We start from the raw sequence: 16,736 nt of genomic DNA on the forward strand, positions 1-16,736 counted from the left end.
TCTGTGTGACACAATAGCCACCATCCAGCATCTCCGCCAGTCACAACGGCTGTGATCACCCCAGCCCGTTCCAACCAGTTCCAGCAAGATGTTCCGGTTTGAGTTTTCGCCGGAAACCGATTACAAATAGGCGTCAGGCTGCCGCTCGACAGGCGCCATCCGGCGATATTCTGAGATGACACACTGCCTGCAACCGGGGGTTCACCATGGCAAAGCGCAAGATCCGCAAGGACAGGAAACCCGGCCCCAGCCAAGCCCGCCAGCAAGAACTGGCTGACAACGACGTGCCCGTCTTTGACGAGGAACTCGAAGACAACGGGCTGGAATTTGACGAGCACGACGAACCAGCTGACGAACCGGATCTACTGCCGCTGGATGATTTCCCGTTGCTCGAAACAGTTGATGTTGAGGATGATGAGGAAGAAGAGGAAGACCTGGAGAGCGAACCAGCCTACGAAGGGCTGGGCGCACTGACTGACGACCCGGTGCGCATGTACCTCAAGGAAATCGGTCAGGTGCAACTCCTCGACTCTAACCGCGAGATGTGGCTGGCAGCGCAGATGGCCGCCGCCCAGATGCTGGACGAGTGCGCGGCGGAAGCCGCCGAACACGATCTCAACCAGACCACCGATGTTGCCCTGGCCCTGCTAGAAAACGCGGCCCAGGCCTGGAAGGCCCTGCAGAAGCAGGCCCGCACCCTCAAGGTTCAGCCGCCAGACCTCAACATGATCATTGACGAGGCCGATCGGTTGTACGAATCCTGGGATCAGGATGTCGAATCGGGCATCCGCGAGTACCTGCAGCAGCGTGAATGGGGCCACGACGACGCCTGGACTGAACTGGCCCGCCACCTGTTCGAGGTGTTTCAGGTACTGTACCTCCTGCCACCCGGGATGCGCCAGGCTCTGCGCGGCACGACCCTGGACATCAACCGCGCCCGCCAGTGGATCGCCAGCACACCGGATGCCGCCGAGCAAATCCTGGACTCGTTCGAGCTGGCTGAGTTGCGCCAGAATGAGGCCGCCGAAGCGTTGACCCGCGCCAACCTGCGACTGGTGGTCTCCGTCGCCAAGCGTTACATGGGGCGGGGGATCAACTTCCTTGACCTGATCCAGGAAGGCAACATCGGCCTGCTGCGGGCGGTGGAGAAATTCGATCACACCCGCGGCTACAAGTTCAGCACCTATGCCACCTGGTGGATCCGCCAGGCCATCAGTCGGGCTATCGCCGATCAGGCCCGTACCATCCGCATCCCCGTTCACATGGTCGAGACGATCAACCGCCTGATGCGCATCGAGCGCGACCTGACCCAGAAGCTCAGCACCGAGCCAACCGCCGAGCAGATCGCGCTGGAGATGGACTTCCTTTCGCCGGAAGAAACGCGGGCCATCCGCGAGGCTCAGGCGCGCGGCGAAGCGCTCAGCCCGACCCTGGAGCGTCGCCTGCGTCGCGCCGCCAACAAGGTGCGGCGGATTATGCGCATCAGCCAGGAGCCAATGAGCCTGGAAATGCCGGTTGGGCAGGAAGATTCATCCTCGCTGGGCGATTTCATCGAGGACGACAAGACGCCTGGCCCGGTGGAAGCGGCCAGCCGCCAGCTCCTCAAAGAGCAGATCCGCGAGTCGCTACGCATCCTCAACGACCGCGAGCGCGAGGTGCTGGAACTGCGCTTTGGCCTCAACGACGGCCAGATGCACACCCTGGAGGAAGTCGGCAAGCACTTCGGCGTCACGCGGGAGCGCATCCGCCAGATCGAGGCCAAGGCCCTGCGCAAGCTGCGCCATCCCACCCGTTCGCGTCCGCTGCGATACCACCTGGAACTGTGAAACAGGCGGAGGCGCGCCCATCACGCGCGCCTCCTGTTGTGTTACACCGCGCCCGGCTCCTCTGCCCCTCGCCCCGCTGTGAAGCGGCTTATCCGCCGTTGCCAGGCTCTTACCCTGCGTCTGGCCTGCGGCAGCCCGCCGGAAACTTTTCCTCCGCTCCAGACGCTCTATAATGAGGCACATAACCCGGTAGGCGCCTGTTGCGCAACACCGTCAACAAGTAGAGGGGGAACTCACTCATGCCTCGTTCCTGGGCCAGCCTGGCCATGCTGTTCCTGTTCAGCGCCGCGATCATCAGCGGCTGCAACCTGACCGTCGCCGAATCCACGGCGACCCCCACCGCGGAGCCGTCCGCCACCACCGCGCCGACGGCCACCACCGCCCCAACGGAAACTGCAACGCCGGAGCAAGAGGCCGGCACGCCTGTCGTCGGCTGGTACGGGCTGGTGACCGGCCTGCCAGCCGGATCGCAGTTCGATGACTACCTGTTCCTGCTTTCGGAAGGGGCCGGTTCCGTAGGCATCGCCGGGGCGGATGACGCCCTGGAAGCGCGGATCGTCAGCCTGCGCAATACCAACACCCGCGCTCACTTCTGGGGCAGCCTGAATTGCGACCTGCCGGACTACAATGGCTGCCAGTTGCGCGTCCGGAAGATCCTTGTCGATGGCGAGGGCGTCAGCGAACCGGCAGCCATCCGTGGCTGGATTGGACGCCTCTACAGCATCTCATCCGGCGCGGGCTATGACGACTACTTTGTGCTGCTGGGCGACCGCCCGATGCGCTATGGCATCGCTGTGCCGCCGGAGAACGATCGGCAAGGCGCGCTCTCGCAGACACTGGCCGCCCGGCGCGATACCGGTGCGCTGCTGAGCGTCAGCGGTGACGTGATCTGTGGCGTGGCTGACGCTAATGGCTGCCAGATCCGTTTGACCGAGTTGACGGTGGTAGACGAAGGGCAGGACAGTGGCGCATCGGGCGGCGCTGACGGGGCCGTAAGCAGCGAGCCAGTCGAAGGCTGGACAGGCACCCTGGTGCGTAATGGGGCTGGTGCGCCCTACACCTACGGCTTCCAGTTCTGGGAGGCGACCCGGCGCGTCGGCGTCACGTCGGTAGACGCCACCATCCAGGGCCAGATCGCTGCTCTGGCGGGGACGGGCCGCGTGCGCGTGTGGGGGATACTCTATCACAACAGCCCGGCCACGCCGGATGACGATGTGATCTACGTCTCCGCACTGGAAGCGCAGCTCCCGACTCCTGCGCCGCGCACACCAACGCCGACGCCCATTGTGATCGCCTGTAACCTGCCACCGCGCCTGCAGGTAGGCAACACCGGGCGGGTCTCGCCAGGGCCGCTGCCCAATGCGTTGCGCAGTGCGCCTGGCACCGGCGGCGATAGCATCGTACTGGGCAACCTGCCCGGCGGCACGACCTTCACCGTCCTGCAGGGGCCGATCTGCGCCAATGGCTACTACTGGTGGCGCGTCGACGCTGGCGGAGCCGTCGGCTGGACGGCGGAAGGCCGGGATGGCGTGTACTGGCTGGATCCGCTTTCCTGCAACAGCGGCCTGCCGATCCGCCTGACGCCGGGCCAGCAGGGGCGGGTGACCCTCTTCCCGGCCCTCAGCAACACGGTGCGCAGCCAGCCAGGGCGTAATAGCGGTTCAGTCGTGGGCCAGATCCCGCCGGGCGGTGTCTTTAACGTGCTCAGCGGCCCGCAGTGCGGCCCGGAGGGCATGGCCTGGTGGCGGGTCAACTACAATGGCCTGATCGGCTGGACAGCGGAAGGTGAGGCCGGGGTCTACTGGCTGGAGCCAGCTACCAGCGGCAGCAGTGAGGCCGTCAATGACTGGCGGGGAGTCATCGTCCGCAATGACGGCGCGATGGCTTACCCGCTCGGCTTCCAGTTCTGGGAGGGGATGCTGCGTGTGGGCGTCACGTCCAGCGATGCCGGTATCCTGGCCCAGCTCAACAGCCTGGCCAACAACCCACCCGGTGTCCCGGTGCATATCTGGGGCATCCTTTACCCCAACAACCCCGGCGGGGAAGATGACGTAGTCTTTGTGAGCCGTCTTGAGGTGGAGGCAGCCACCCCGCCGCCGCCAACCTGCACGCTGCCGCCACGCCTGTCCGCCGGGTATACCGCCCGGGTCACGCCGGGCGAACCGAACGCTGTGCGTACTGCGCCCGGCACCGGTTCCGGCAGTACTGTCCAGGCCAACATCCCCGGCGGAACGATCTTCCGCGTGATCGAAGGCCCGCGCTGCGTAGACGGCTACAACTGGTGGCGGATCACCACCGGCAGCCTGACCGGCTGGACGGCAGAAGGCTATGCCGGGGTCTACTGGCTGGAGCCGTTGGTGTGCGGCAACGGGCTGCGCTCGCGGCTCATGCCGGGGATGCAGGGCCGTGTCACCTATGACCCGCCCAACGCCAACACCGTCCGCGACCGCCCCGGCGATACCGGGACGCCCATCGGCCAGATTCCGCCGGGCGGTGTGTTCACCGTCCTGGATGGGCCGCAGTGCGCCATCGGCGGCCTGACCTGGTGGCGGGTCAACTACAACGGTCTGGTCGGCTGGACGGCGGAAGGCGTACCCGGCCAGTACTGGCTGGAACCGGTCAGCTAGCTACACCCGGCCCATCAACCCAGGGACGGCGCGCCAAGGCCGTCCCTGTTTGATTCCCGGCAGGGGCAGGCACTCCCAGCACCGGGCAGGCGTAGGATGGGCACGGTCTGGGCGTCATGCATGCCCTGCGCCGCGCTGTTATAGTGGGGGACAAGCACGGTCAGCCTGATCCACGTGTATGATCAGAGCGAGAGTTTCGCTCACCGGAGCGCCGCCATGGGGAACCGCCTGCGCCAGAGTATCGCCCGCCACCCCTTCCTGAGCCTGCTGGCCGGGCTGGGGCTGGCCCTGCTGATCGCCGCCGTCGTCCTGATCGCCGTCCTGTTCACCGGCCTGCCTGACCTGGCCACGCTGGAGGCGGGCCTGGCCCTGCCCTCGACCCGCATTCTGGATCGCCAGGGCCGCCTGCTGTATGAGATCGTTGATCCGGAGGGCGGGCGCAACCGCGCTGTGACGCTGGATCGCATCCCGCAGGATTGCATCGACGCGACCATTGCCACGGAAGACGCCAACTTTTACCGTCACATCGGGGTTGACGTTGCCGGGATTCTGCGCGCGCTGCGGATCAACCTGTCCGGCGGGGAGGTGCTCGCCGGCGGCAGCACGATCACCCAGCAGGTCGCCCGCAACCTGTTGCTCGATCCGGAGCAGCGGGCCGAGCGCACTCTCCTCCGTAAGCTGCGGGAGACCATCCTGGCCATCCGCCTGACGGCCAGTTACAGCCGCGACGACATCCTGATGCTCTACCTCAACCAGACTTACTACGGCAACCTGGCCTACGGGCTGGAGGGCGCGGCGCAGGCCTACTTCGGGCAGAGCGTGGAGACGCTCGATCTGGCCCAGTGCGCGATGCTGGCCGGGCTGCCGCAGGCCCCGGCCGTCTATAACCCCCTGGAGAATCCAGAAGCGGCCAAAGAGCGGCAGAAAACCGTCCTGCGGCTGATGGCCGAGCAGGGCTACATCACCCAGGAAGAAGCGCGACGGGCCGAAAATGAGCCGCTACAGTTCGCCGCTGCACCCTTCCCCATCGAGGCCCCGCACTTTGTCATGGCCGTCTGGGAGGAACTGACGCGACGCTTCCCGGAGGCGCTCTATCGCGGCGGCCTGACCGTCACCACCACGCTCGACCTGGACTGGCAGCGCGCTGCCGAACGGATCGCCCGCCGTCACCTGGCCCGCCTCAATATGCCTGACGAGACCGGCCAGGGGCACAACGTCAATAACGCCGCGCTGGTCGCCCTGGACCCCTACACCGGCCATGTGCTGGCCATGCTGGGCAGCCCGGACTACTTCAATGAGCGGATCAGCGGCGCGTATAACGCCGCCCTGGCTCCCCGCCAGCCGGGCAGCGCGCTTAAACCGTTCACCTATGCCGCCGCCTTCGACCCGACGCTCCCCGACCCCTGGACGGCGGCGACGATGGTCCTGGACGTGGAAACGCCTTTCGTCACCCGTCGGCTGGAAAGCTACACCCCGGCTAACTTCGCCCTGGTGGAACATGGCCCGGTGCGCGTGCGGGAGGCGCTGGCCTCGTCCTACAACATCCCGGCGGTGGCCGCCCTCGATCACATCGGCGTGGACGCGCTGGTACGCCTGCTGACCCGCCTGGGTGTGAGCACGCTGGCCGCCAACCCGCGCATCGACCTGGCGGTGACGCTCGGCGGCGGGGAAGTGCGCCTGCTGGAGCTGACCGCCGCCTACGCCGGGCTGGCCAATGGCGGCTACCGCGTCGAGCCGGCGCTGATCATGCAGGTGGAGGATACCGCCGGGAAGCGTCTTTACACCTGGGAGCACAGGCCGCTTACCGACCGGGTTTTGGATGAGCGCGTGGCCTGGCTGATCACCGACATCCTGAGCGATAACTCGGCACGCATCCCGGCCTTCGGGCCAGCTTCCGTCCTGCAGATCGGGCGACCCGCTGCCGCCAAGACTGGCACAACGACCGACTTCCGCGACAACTGGACGCTGGGCTATACCCCCAACCTGGTCGTCGGGGTATGGGTCGGCAACGCCGATAACACTCCCATGCGAGAGGTCACCGGCATCAGCGGCGCGGGGCCGATCTGGCACGACTTCATGCGGGAAGCCCTGCTCGGCCAGCCACAATTGAGCTTCCAGCGCCCGGACGGCCTGATCCAGGTCGAGGTTTGCGCCCTCAGCGGCCTGCTGCCGACCGACGCCTGCACCCAGCGTGTCAGGGAGTGGTTCATCCCTGGCACGGAGCCGACCACCTACGACACTATCCATCAGGTGTTCACCATCGACCGCCGCACCGGTATGCTGGCTGATGAGTCCACCCCGCCGGAGGAACGCGTCGAGCGTGTCTACCTGGTGTTGCCGCAGGAAGCCCGCGACTGGGCCGCCCGGCAGGGCATCCCCGCCCCGCCCGCCCCGGCGCCATCCGCGCCGGATGCGCACATCGGCCTGCGCCTGCTGGAGCCGGACCCCTACACCACCTTCCGTCTCTCGCCGACCCTGCCGCCGGATGCGCAGCGCCTGCGTCTGACGGCGGGCGTCCGCCCCGGGACACAGCGCGTCACCTACATCATGGATGGCGCCCCCGTAGGGACGGCCAGCGCCGCACCCTGGGTCGTGTGGTGGCCGCTGCAACTGGGCCAGCACGAGCTGGTGGCGGAGGCAGTGCTGGCTGATGGCAGCATCGAGCGCAGCGAGCCGATCCCCTTCACCGTCAGCGCCTTTGTCCCGGCGCAGGAGCGCCCGGCCAGCGGGCAACTCCCGTGAGCCGGGGGCAGGCGTTTGGATTACACCCGTGGCAAAAAGCGCCGGTCTGTGAAATCCGTACGCCTGTTTCTGTTTCAAGTGTCAGAGGAATTCCCGTACCGGACTGTGCTATCCTAAAGATAGAGACTGTGGTGTAACGGTAGTGATTCGGGGAGCGATGGCAATGCATGACGCACACCAACCCGGCTGGGCCAGGGTGCTGATCCGGCTGGTGCTCTGTGATCTGGCGTTATTCGCGCTGGTCTGGTTGCTCAGCCTGGCAACCGGCCGCACCACCCAGGCGCAATATGGCGGAGCGCTGATCGTCGCCGGTTTCATCGTCATGGCGACCGGCCTGTTTGACTATCTGGGCGGCCCCGACCGGTCGGAAGACCCCGCCGGGCAGGGCGGGCTGACCGGTAACGTGGCGAGCCTGTACCGCCACTGGACGCATGCCCTGGCCGAGCCAGCCAGCCACGCCGGGCTGGCCGCCAACGCCTTCGTGATCGGCCTGCCGCCGATCCTGATCGGCGCCCTGCTGCGCGCCCTGGCCCGCTGAAACCCGCCGGCGGCGGGGATGCTCAGCCGACATACTCCGGCGAGACCCGCATCCCCGTCGCTGCCGCGCGGAGCAGCGCCTCCAGCACGGCCACATCACGCAGCCCCTCCAGCGGCGAGTTGCGATGCGCCGTGCCGGAACGGATGGCCGCGGCAAATGCCGCCAGTTCACCATCCACCCCGCCAAATGGCTTCACCGCAAGCGTCTGCGTCTGGCCGTCTACCGTCAGTTCCAGCGCCTCGTTACGGACAATCCGCAGCGCCCCCCGCTCGCCGACGATCTGCAGCGCCCCGTACCAGGGCGCTCCCCCGGCGTAGGTGATACTGTAAGACGCCAGCGCCCCGCCCTCAAACAGCAGGGCGGCGCTGAGCGTATCGGCCGGCGGCAGGTCAGGCCGCTGGCGGGTCGTGGTCGCGGTCACGGAAGCCACCTCGCCCAGGATCAGGCGCAGCCCGGCCATGTGATGCACCCCGCCATCCAGCAGAAAGCCGCCGGGGAATGATTCGTCGCGCCGCCAGGAGGTATGGTAATACGGATTATCCGGCGTCATGGCCACGTGGATCGCCCAGTCGGCCAGCAGCACGCGCCCGATCGTCCCGCTGGCGATGATCTCCGCCGCCCGGACAAACGGCGCTTCGTAGCGGTAGTTCTCCGCCACCATCCACACCAGGCCGGGCCGGGCCGCCACCTGCGCGGCATAGTCGGCCAGCAGCCGCCGCCCGGCGGAAACATCCGGGGCCATCGGCTTTTCGCTGATCACGTGCTTGCCGGCGGCCAGCGCCTGGCTGACCACCGCCGGTTGCACCCCGATCGGCAGGACGATATCCACCGCCTCGATGTCTCCCCGCGCCAGCAATGCCGCCGAATCCTGGTACACCTCAACCGGCCCATCCAGCAGCGCCGCCAGCTTGCCGGCGGATTCCGCCGTGCGGCTGCATACCGCCACGATCTCAAAAGCATCCCCCAGCGCCTTAATGGCGGGAACATGGGCCTGCCGCGCGAACAGCCCTGCGCCGATAATGCCCAGCCGGATCGGGCCTTTGCCCTCGCTCATCCCTCTGCCTCCTTCACCGTTTCACCAGCTCCCACCTGCGCCAGCACAGCCATCGCCAGCGCCCGCTCCGGAGCACGCACCACGACCGCCTCCACCATCCCGTGCTGCAAACAGCGCACATCCTCCCCGTACCAGCACAGCGTCGTTTCGTCCACCGGGAAGCCGGGGCTGTCATAAAGGCGGGCGGCGTAACCCTGGTAGGCGGCGGCGAACTCCGCCGCGTCAGCAGCGGTATCCCAGGCCAGGCGCAGCGCCAGCACGATCCGCCCGTCGGCGTCAACGTACAGGCGGTAGCGGTCGCCGCCCCAGCCCGCCGCTGCGCTATCTGCTGTGGCCCGCGGCAACCGCTGGCGGAGATGCTCGCGCAGGGTGAATTCGCCCAACGTCCGTTCCCAAAGCAGCGTCCAGCCAGGGCCAAGCGCTTCCTCCAGCGGCGGCAGGGCCACCGCCAGCGGCGCGTCCCCGGCCAGGTAGCGATCCGGATGCAGTACCTGCTCAGTGGAGTCCGGGGGGCGGGCGTAGGCGGCGTCAACACCGGCCCAGCCGCCCGCCTTCATGAACAGGGCGTAGGCGAAGTCGCGCCCGGCGGTATAGGGAAAGAGCAGCTCGGCCTGGGTGATCGGCGGGGCGGCCAGCAGCGCCGCCGTCCGCACACCCAACGCCTCCCCCAGCAGGTCAAAGGCGGCGGCAGGACTGCGGCGCAGCAACCAGGCCTCGTAGCCCTCGGTCAGCAACATGGCGTCACCCTCGACCAGCGCCTGGCGGGCCAGGATGGCATCCGGCGCGGCGGAAAAATGCGCCTGATCCACCCCCAGGGCGACCAGATCAAAGTGCTGATCCTGCAGGGCGTGGGTGAATTCATGGGCGTAGAGGATGCGGGTCATGGCGGTCGCTTCCTGCGCGGCGCTGATCACAAACATGGCCTGCAGATCGGGGTCGTAAAAGCCGCCGATCTGCTCGTCCAACACGGCCAGCTGCACCGCCCGCAGGTCGGTATCCGGCGGCATGAAATCGAAGGCATGGTAGAAGAGCGCGTCGGCGCGGGCCAGCGCGGGCGGGTACTCGTCATCGAGCATCCGCCTCAGGTAGTCCAGCAGTTCGGGGCGGGTCAGGAAGGCGCGGGTCACCGGGCGCAGCGGCTCCAGATCGCGCAGGATGGCTGTCGCCGCCTCAACATGGTCAAGCCGGGCGATCAGGGCCGGGTCGTTAAGAGGGGCGAAGAAAGGCGTTGCCGTCGGGATAGGACCGCCCTGAGCGGCAACAACCCCGCCCGGCAGTCCGCTGAGCAGCGCAACGATGATAATGACCACCGCAGCCAGCGCCGCTCGCCATTTGCCTGTTTCCATGGCCTGCCCCTCTCCACAGGATACGCCGCGCCAGAGCATTAATTTTCACAACTTTTTGGAAAAACGGTTAATAAACGCTACACACAATTCTAATGTGGAAAATTTACCAAAATTTACCCTCTTCCCCCGGCAAGCTGCCTACAATAATACCAGACGGGGGGACTTTTTTCCTACCACCGCTGCTCCCCTCCCCCTCCAGAGCCGGGGAGCGATAGTACCGCTTCAATCTTCGGGCACCCTGCTCCCTTTCCTCCCCGGGCCGCCATCCTGTCGTGCTCATGACGCACTGTTGTGCTGGAGAAGAAAGGAGCGACCCGACCGCAAGGACGAACGCCCCGTTGAACTTCCCGCCACGCCGGGCGGCTACAGGCCCGATCGGCCTGCGGGAGAACTGATTTTATTTTGATAACCACTGAGTTGTACAGGGAGTCAACAGAAACGATGCGAACCAAAACCCTTGTAACGCTGATCGCCCTCGCGGCGATCCTGACCGTGGCACTGCCAGCGCTGGGGCAGGGGCAGGCAGGCACGACCCTGATGGCCTATAAAACGGCTGAGGGCTACTGGGAACGCGAGTTTGAGTGGACGATTGAAAAGTCCGTGACACCCGCTACCTGGAACCTGTTCACTGGCGACAGCGGCACGTCACAGTACACCATTACGGTCACCAAGAGTGCCCCCGTTGATACTTATGGCGTCAGTGGCCAGATCTGCGTGACCAACGGCGGGTCCGTGACTACTGAGAACCTGAAGCTCGTCGATCAGGTGGAGTACAAGACCGGCGCCGGTCAGTTCCAGCCACTGCCGGGCGCATCGCAAACCATCATCCCAACAACGCAGCTTGGGCCTGGAGAAACCGGGTGCTACAACTATGACATCACCTTCACCCCTGTTGCAGGTGCGCAATACCGCAACTCGGTCAAGGTGACCATCACCAACCATTCTGGCCATCTGGGTGAGGAATTTGGTCCGGAGCCAAAAGCCGACTTCAGCCTGCCCGCCAGCCCAACCCTGATCAACGACTCGATCAACGTCGACGACACCAACGGCGGCTCGTGGGCCTTTAGCAACAGCGGCTCAGTGTCATACAACGCAACCTTCACCTGCGACGCTGACGAAGGCACGCACAACAACACCGCCACCATCCGCGAGACCGGCCAGTCCGACGATGCCTCAGTCACCGTCAACTGCTACACACCGACCGTGAGCAAGACCGCTGTCACGCTCTTCACCCGCACCTACAACTGGACGATCGACAAGGTCGGCGACCAGACTTCATTGACGCTCTCCACAGGGCAGACGTTTGTGGTTAATTATGGCGTGACGGTGGCTGCAACCTACACCGACAGCGACTGGCGCGTCGGGGGTGTGATCAGCGTAACCAACCCCCACCCGACCGCAGCCCTGACAGTTAATGTTACCGACGTGGTTTCGCCTGATATTGTGGCGTGGGTTGACTGTGACTTCGTGACCGAAGGTTACCAGTCCAGCCTGACGGTCCCGGCTGGCGAGACAGGCGCCTGCAACTACGGCGCATCGCTCCCGGATGCGTCGTCCCGCACCAACACCGCCACCGCCACGCTGCAAAATTACAGCTATGACTACCAGTTGAAAGCAACGCCCGACGGCACGACCAACTTCACCGGCACGGCGGACGTGATCTTCCTCACAACGCCAACCACTGAAATCGACGAGTGCATTACCGTCACTGATGACAAAGCTGGTTCACTCGGTGTTGTGTGCTACCCCGACCTGCCCAAGACGTTCACCTACAGCCTGGATGTCGGCCCGTATGACGTCTGTGGCGAATACCAGTTCGTCAACGTCGCCTCGTTCGTCACCAACGACACCAGCGCAACCGGTAGCGACAGCTGGACGGTGGCCGTGTCCGTGCCGTGCGGTGGCTGCACGCTGACCCCCGGCTACTGGAAGACGCACTCCATCTATGGCCCGGCGCGGTGGCCCGATGATGCCTGGTATCTGCTATCCGCCTTTGGCCCGGACACGCCGTTCTTCAGCAGCGGTAAGACCTGGTACCAGGTGCTGTGGACGCCGCCCAGCGGCGGCAACGCCTACTACATCCTGGCCCATGCCTACATCGCCGCCAAGCTGAACGTCCTGAACGGGGCGGATCCAAGCGCAATCTCGGGTACCCTGGCACACGCAGAGTCTCTGCTGAGCAGATTCACGCCCAGTGACAGGCTGTCGCGCCAGACCCGTTCGGACTTCATCTCTACGGCGGGCGTCCTCGACCGATACAACAACGGCCTGATCGGCCCCGGCCACTGCGACGAATAGCCACTCATCCGGCGAGCGCGGGTGCAACGCCCGCCGCTCGCACCGCTCAACCACCGGGGCGCTCCCACGCGGGGGCGCCCCTTCTTTTCCCGGCCTCCCTTCTCTTGCCCCTGGCCTCCTGGCGCTGAGGCTTGTTCCCCGCCCCTGGCTGTGTTAAAGTCGGGGCGTATCCTGACCGGCCGCCGCAGGGCGGCAGATTTTAGCCAGGGAGCCAAGCATGGTCGTCAAATCCATCCGGCCCGTCCTTGTCAACGGCGTCGAAGTCACCCCCCGCCCGGCCCTGTGGGCCGACGTGCCCGATGAGCAGTGGAATGACTGGCGCTGGCAGATGAGCCACCGCCTGAACACCCTCGACGAACTGAGCCAGCTCATCCGGCTGACCGACGAGGAAAAAGAAGGTCTGCAGGCACAGGGGCTGTTCCGCATCGACATCACCCCCTACTTCGCCTCGCTGATCGACCCGGACGATCCCACCTGCCCGGTGCGCCGCCAGGTCATCCCGCTGGGGCGGGAGGCGCGGGCCTTTGAAGCGGTGATGGCCGATTCGCTCTCTGAAGATGCCCATTCGCCTGTGCCGGGGCTGGTTCACCGCTACCCCGACCGGGTGCTGATGCTGGTCACCACGGAGTGCGCCAGCTACTGCCGCTACTGCACCCGTTCCCGCCTGGTGGGGGATAACAGCGCCAACTTCAGCAGCAGCGATCACGAAGATCAGCTCGAATACCTGGCCAACACCCCCCAGGTGCGCGATGTACTGCTCTCCGGCGGCGACCCGCTGACGATGGCCCCTAAGCGTCTCTACAACCTGCTCAAGGCCCTGCGCTCCATCCCCCATATCGAGGTCGTGCGCATCGGCTCGCGCGTGCCGGTCTTCCTGCCGCAGCGCATCGATGACGAGCTGTGCGCCATGCTGGCGGAGTTCCACCCGCTGTGGCTGAACATCCACGTCAACCATCCCAAGGAGATCACGCCGGAACTGAGCCGGGCGCTGGACAGGCTCAGCCGGGCGGGGATTCCGCTGGGCAACCAGGCGGTGCTGCTGCGCGGTGTCAACGACAGTCCGGAGGTGCAGCTGGAGCTGGTGCATAAGCTGGTCAGAAACCGCGTCCGCCCCTACTACCTGTACCAGTGCGATCTGGTGCAGGGGGCGGGGCACTTCCGCACACCGGTTTCCGTGGGGATCGAGATCATGGAGGCGCTGCGCGGGCATACATCCGGCTTCGCCGTGCCAACTTATGTGATCGACGCGCCGGGCGGCGGCGGCAAGATTCCGGTAGCGCCTAACTACGTGCTCAGCCAGTCGCCGGGCAAGGTTGTCCTGCGCAACTACGAGGGCTTCATCACCACCTACTATGAGCCGACCGATTACGACCGGGCCGAGCGCAGCGAACTATGGCTGGAGGGCAAAGCGCTGGGGCGCGATGAGGGCTTGCAGAAGGGCGTGGCCGACCTGCACAGCGGCAAGCGCCTGACGATCAAGCCGGAGGGCTTCGACGCGCTGCATCAGCGCGGGCGGGCGGGCGAGATCGTCAAGCGTGGCCGCCGCAACCGCCTGGATAGCTACGACGAATTGAATCCCAACCGGTAGGGGTGATGGTAGGGGCGCAGCATGGTGCGCCCCTATTCGTAAATTTCCACGCTGTTAAGGATGCTCTCCAGCAGCGGGCGCTCGGACTCCCACTGGTCGACCGGGGCCGACTGAACGAACAGGTAGATGGTCACCACGCCAGCGCGCAGGGCGGTGATGCGGGTGCGCAATTCCGGCCAGCCCTCAAACTCGCTGCCCTGCACCTCCACCGTCAGCGCCTGGCGGCCCTTGAAGCTGGTCGGCGTCACCGCCTGCACCAGCGCCCATTCGCGGTTGGGACGCAGCGGGCCGCGCCGCAGGTACTCATCCAGGGCGGCTTCCAGGCTGCCCTCCATGGCCAGCGTATTGCTGCGGTGGATGGTGAAGCTCGGCCCCGGCACGCCCTGAAAGGTTGTCGGGCGGGCCAGGATCAGCACACCCACCTGTGGAATCTGGTACATCCAGCCATCCGGATAGCGAAAGCTGAAGGCGGTCGGGCTTTTGGTGTATTCGTGCACCAGCGGCGGCGTGGCAGGCCGGGCGGTCAGGACGATGATCATCACCGCCGCGGCAACGACGATCACGGCGGCCAGCGCCAGCAGCAGCCGGCGCGATGGGCGGCGTAGGGCGGACACGGCGATTTCCCCTCTAAGTGCGGCCACGCACGTTCCTGGGGTCCAGGGCGTCGCGCAGGCCATCGCCGACCAGGTAGAAGCACAGCACGGTCAGCGTAATCAGCAGGCCGGGCCAGACCACCAGGTGCGTGCCCTGCACGAAGTACGAACGGGACTCGGTCAGCATATTGCCCCAGGTCGGCGTCGGCGGCTGGACGCCCAGGCCCAGATAGCTCAGGCCCGATTCGATCAGGATCAGCGAACCGGCGTTGATGGTCAGGGATATGATCACGATGGAGAGCGTGTTGGGCAGGATGTGCTGCAGCATCAGCCACCAGTCCCTGGCCCCCACGGCGCGGGCAGCCATCATGAAGTCGCGTTCCTTGAGGGAAAGCACCTGTCCGCGCACCAACCGGCAGGTGGTCACCCAGCCCAGCGCCCCCAGGATCAGAATCAACACCTCCGCCGAGGGCGACCAGACGGTGGCGGCGATCAGCAACAGGAAGATCGTCGGCACCGATTCCAGCGTGTTGATAAACCACATGATCAGATCGTCCACCGTTCCGCCATAGTAGCCGGAGATGATCCCCACCACTACACCGATCGTGATGGAAAGCAGGCTGGCGGTATAGGCGATCGACAGGGAGACCCGCCCGCCATAGAGCAGGCGGATGAACTGATCGCGGCCCAGATGATCAGTGCCCAGCAGGTTGCCCTGCCCCGGCGGGGTATAACGATTGGCCAGGTTGGTGCGGTTGACATCCACCTTGAGGATGTTTTCCGCTACTGACGGCCCCACGTAACAGATCAGGGTCAGGATCAGCAACATGCCCAGCGCGGCCATACTCAGCCGATCCCGCACAAAATGGTGCAGCGCATCAATCCAGAAGGAGCGTGACCGGTAGACCTCGGTAGTTTCTGCCAGATCCAGGATTCTGGTCTCGGTAGCCATGACACGCCTCCTTATTCCAGGCGGATGCGCGGGTCGATCCACGCATAGAGCACATCGGAGAGCAATACGCCCAGGATGTAGAGCACCGCGCCCAGCACAACCGATCCCATGATCAGGGGATAGTCACGCTGGAACACACCGTTGACCACCAGCCGGCCCATGCCCGGCCAGCTGAAGACCTGCTCCGTGATCACTGCGCCGCCGAGCAGGCTACCCAGTCCAGGCCCGAGCAGGGCGGCGATCGGGATCAGGGCGTTGCGCAGGACGTGCCGGAACACGATCGTCCGCCGGCTGAGGCCCTTGGCGTAGGCCGTGCGAACGTAGTCCTGGCCGAGCACTTCGATCACCTCGGCCCGCATGTAGCGGGAGATGGTGGCGATGATGCCCAGTGACAGGACGGAAACAGGCATGATCATGTAGCGGATCGATTCCAGGATGTTGGTCTCAGCAGCAGGGCGCGTGATATCGCGCATACCACCCATCGGCAGCCAGCCCAGATTAACGCTGAAGATAATGATCAGAATCAGCGCCAGCCAGAAACCGGGCACGGCGTTACCGATCACGGAAAGCACTCGCGAAAGCTGGTCGAACCAGGCCCGATTGTTGATCGCGGCAATGATCCCCAGCGGGATGCCAATCACGTAGCCGACAATCAGGGAGGTCAGGGTGAGCTGGAGCGTGGCCGGGATGCGCTCCACAATCAAGTCGGTCACACTGCGCTTGTGCTGCAGCGACTGGCCCAGATCGCCGCGCAAAAAGCCATGCCGGGTGCCATAAACATCGCCTTCCCCGTCGCCATCAACATCGATCTTCACCCAATCGTTACCGATCAGCCAGTACAGGTATTGCACGAGTGGCGGTTGATCCAGACCAAGCTGGCGGCGGAGCTGAGCTGCGCCTTCCGGCGTGGAGGTGGGATTAAAGGTGATCAGGGTGACCGGATCGCCCGGTGCGGCCAGCATCAGCAGAAAGGAGATGATGGTAATCCCGAACAGCGTGGGGATAGCCTGAACCAGACGGCGGATGATATAGGTGCGCATACGGATTCCCTACCTTCACATGGCTAGCCGGGAGCCGCCGGACTGCGCGAGTGTATAGGAGATGTGGCATGAAATGCGGCAGGATAACCTGCGACAGCAGGCACCAGGGCTACAGGCAGATACTAGCCGCCA

At 65.3% G+C, this 16,736-nt stretch carries 11 protein-coding genes; 6 read left to right on the top strand and 5 right to left on the bottom strand.

The window, feature by feature from the left end; all coding sequences use genetic code 11:
• Window positions 1-491 precede the first annotated feature (491 nt).
• From rpoD to HPY64_09435, 4 genes are all read left to right on the top strand, one after another.
• Window positions 492-1,826, top strand: a complete 1,335-nt coding sequence (gene rpoD, locus HPY64_09420; protein ID NPV67348.1) for an RNA polymerase sigma factor RpoD — start codon at window positions 492-494, stop codon at window positions 1,824-1,826.
• Between the two features lie 239 nt (window positions 1,827-2,065).
• Window positions 2,066-4,453 carry an SH3 domain-containing protein gene (locus HPY64_09425; GenBank protein ID NPV67349.1) on the top strand — a complete coding sequence of 796 codons (2,388 nt, stop codon included), beginning with the start codon at window positions 2,066-2,068 and terminating at the stop codon, window positions 4,451-4,453.
• Between the two features lie 216 nt (window positions 4,454-4,669).
• Window positions 4,670-7,195 carry a penicillin-binding protein 1C gene (gene pbpC, locus HPY64_09430; protein NPV67350.1) on the top strand — a complete coding sequence of 842 codons (2,526 nt, stop codon included), beginning with the start codon at window positions 4,670-4,672 and terminating at the stop codon, window positions 7,193-7,195.
• Between the two features lie 163 nt (window positions 7,196-7,358).
• Window positions 7,359-7,733: a hypothetical protein gene (locus HPY64_09435; protein NPV67351.1), complete on the top strand. Its 375-nt coding sequence runs from the start codon at window positions 7,359-7,361 to the stop codon at window positions 7,731-7,733.
• A gap of 22 nt (window positions 7,734-7,755) precedes the next feature.
• Here HPY64_09435 and HPY64_09440 read toward each other — a convergent pair whose 3' ends face one another.
• Window positions 7,756-8,787 carry a Gfo/Idh/MocA family oxidoreductase gene (locus tag HPY64_09440; protein NPV67352.1) on the bottom strand — a complete coding sequence of 344 codons (1,032 nt, stop codon included), beginning with the start codon at window positions 8,785-8,787 and terminating at the stop codon, window positions 7,756-7,758.
• On the bottom strand, window positions 8,784-10,133 hold the full coding sequence (locus HPY64_09445) for a hypothetical protein (protein ID NPV67353.1): 1,350 nt from the start codon (window positions 10,131-10,133) through the stop codon (window positions 8,784-8,786). Before HPY64_09445 ends, HPY64_09440 begins: the two co-directional genes overlap by 4 nt.
• A 441-nt stretch (window positions 10,134-10,574) precedes the next feature.
• Between HPY64_09445 and HPY64_09450 the strand changes: the two genes are divergently transcribed.
• Both HPY64_09450 and ablA read left to right on the top strand, forming a co-directional pair.
• Complete coding sequence (locus tag HPY64_09450) at window positions 10,575-12,431, top strand: hypothetical protein (GenBank protein ID NPV67354.1); 1,857 nt, start codon at window positions 10,575-10,577, stop codon at window positions 12,429-12,431.
• Window positions 12,432-12,648: 217 nt separating this feature from the next.
• The gene (gene ablA, locus HPY64_09455; GenBank protein ID NPV67355.1) at window positions 12,649-14,019 is read left to right on the top strand and encodes a lysine 2,3-aminomutase; all 1,371 of its coding nucleotides are present in this window, start codon (window positions 12,649-12,651) and stop codon (window positions 14,017-14,019) included.
• 32 nt (window positions 14,020-14,051) lie between these two features.
• Here the strand turns inward: ablA and HPY64_09460 are convergent, their stop codons facing one another.
• The 3 genes from HPY64_09460 to HPY64_09470 are packed head-to-tail and all read right to left on the bottom strand — an operon-like array spanning window position 14,052 to window position 16,604.
• Window positions 14,052-14,660 (bottom strand): hypothetical protein, encoded by a 609-nt coding sequence (locus tag HPY64_09460; protein NPV67356.1) that lies wholly within the window; start codon window positions 14,658-14,660, stop codon window positions 14,052-14,054.
• Entirely contained in the window at window positions 14,647-15,564 is a 918-nt protein-coding gene (locus HPY64_09465; protein NPV67357.1) for an ABC transporter permease, read from the bottom strand. Before HPY64_09465 ends, HPY64_09460 begins: the two co-directional genes overlap by 14 nt.
• Window positions 15,565-15,575: 11 nt before the next feature.
• Complete coding sequence (locus HPY64_09470) at window positions 15,576-16,604, bottom strand: ABC transporter permease (protein NPV67358.1); 1,029 nt, start codon at window positions 16,602-16,604, stop codon at window positions 15,576-15,578.
• Window positions 16,605-16,736 lie beyond the last annotated feature (132 nt).

The organism is Anaerolineae bacterium (assembly GCA_013178165.1).
Lineage (GTDB): Bacteria > Chloroflexota > Anaerolineae > Aggregatilineales > Ch27 > Ch27.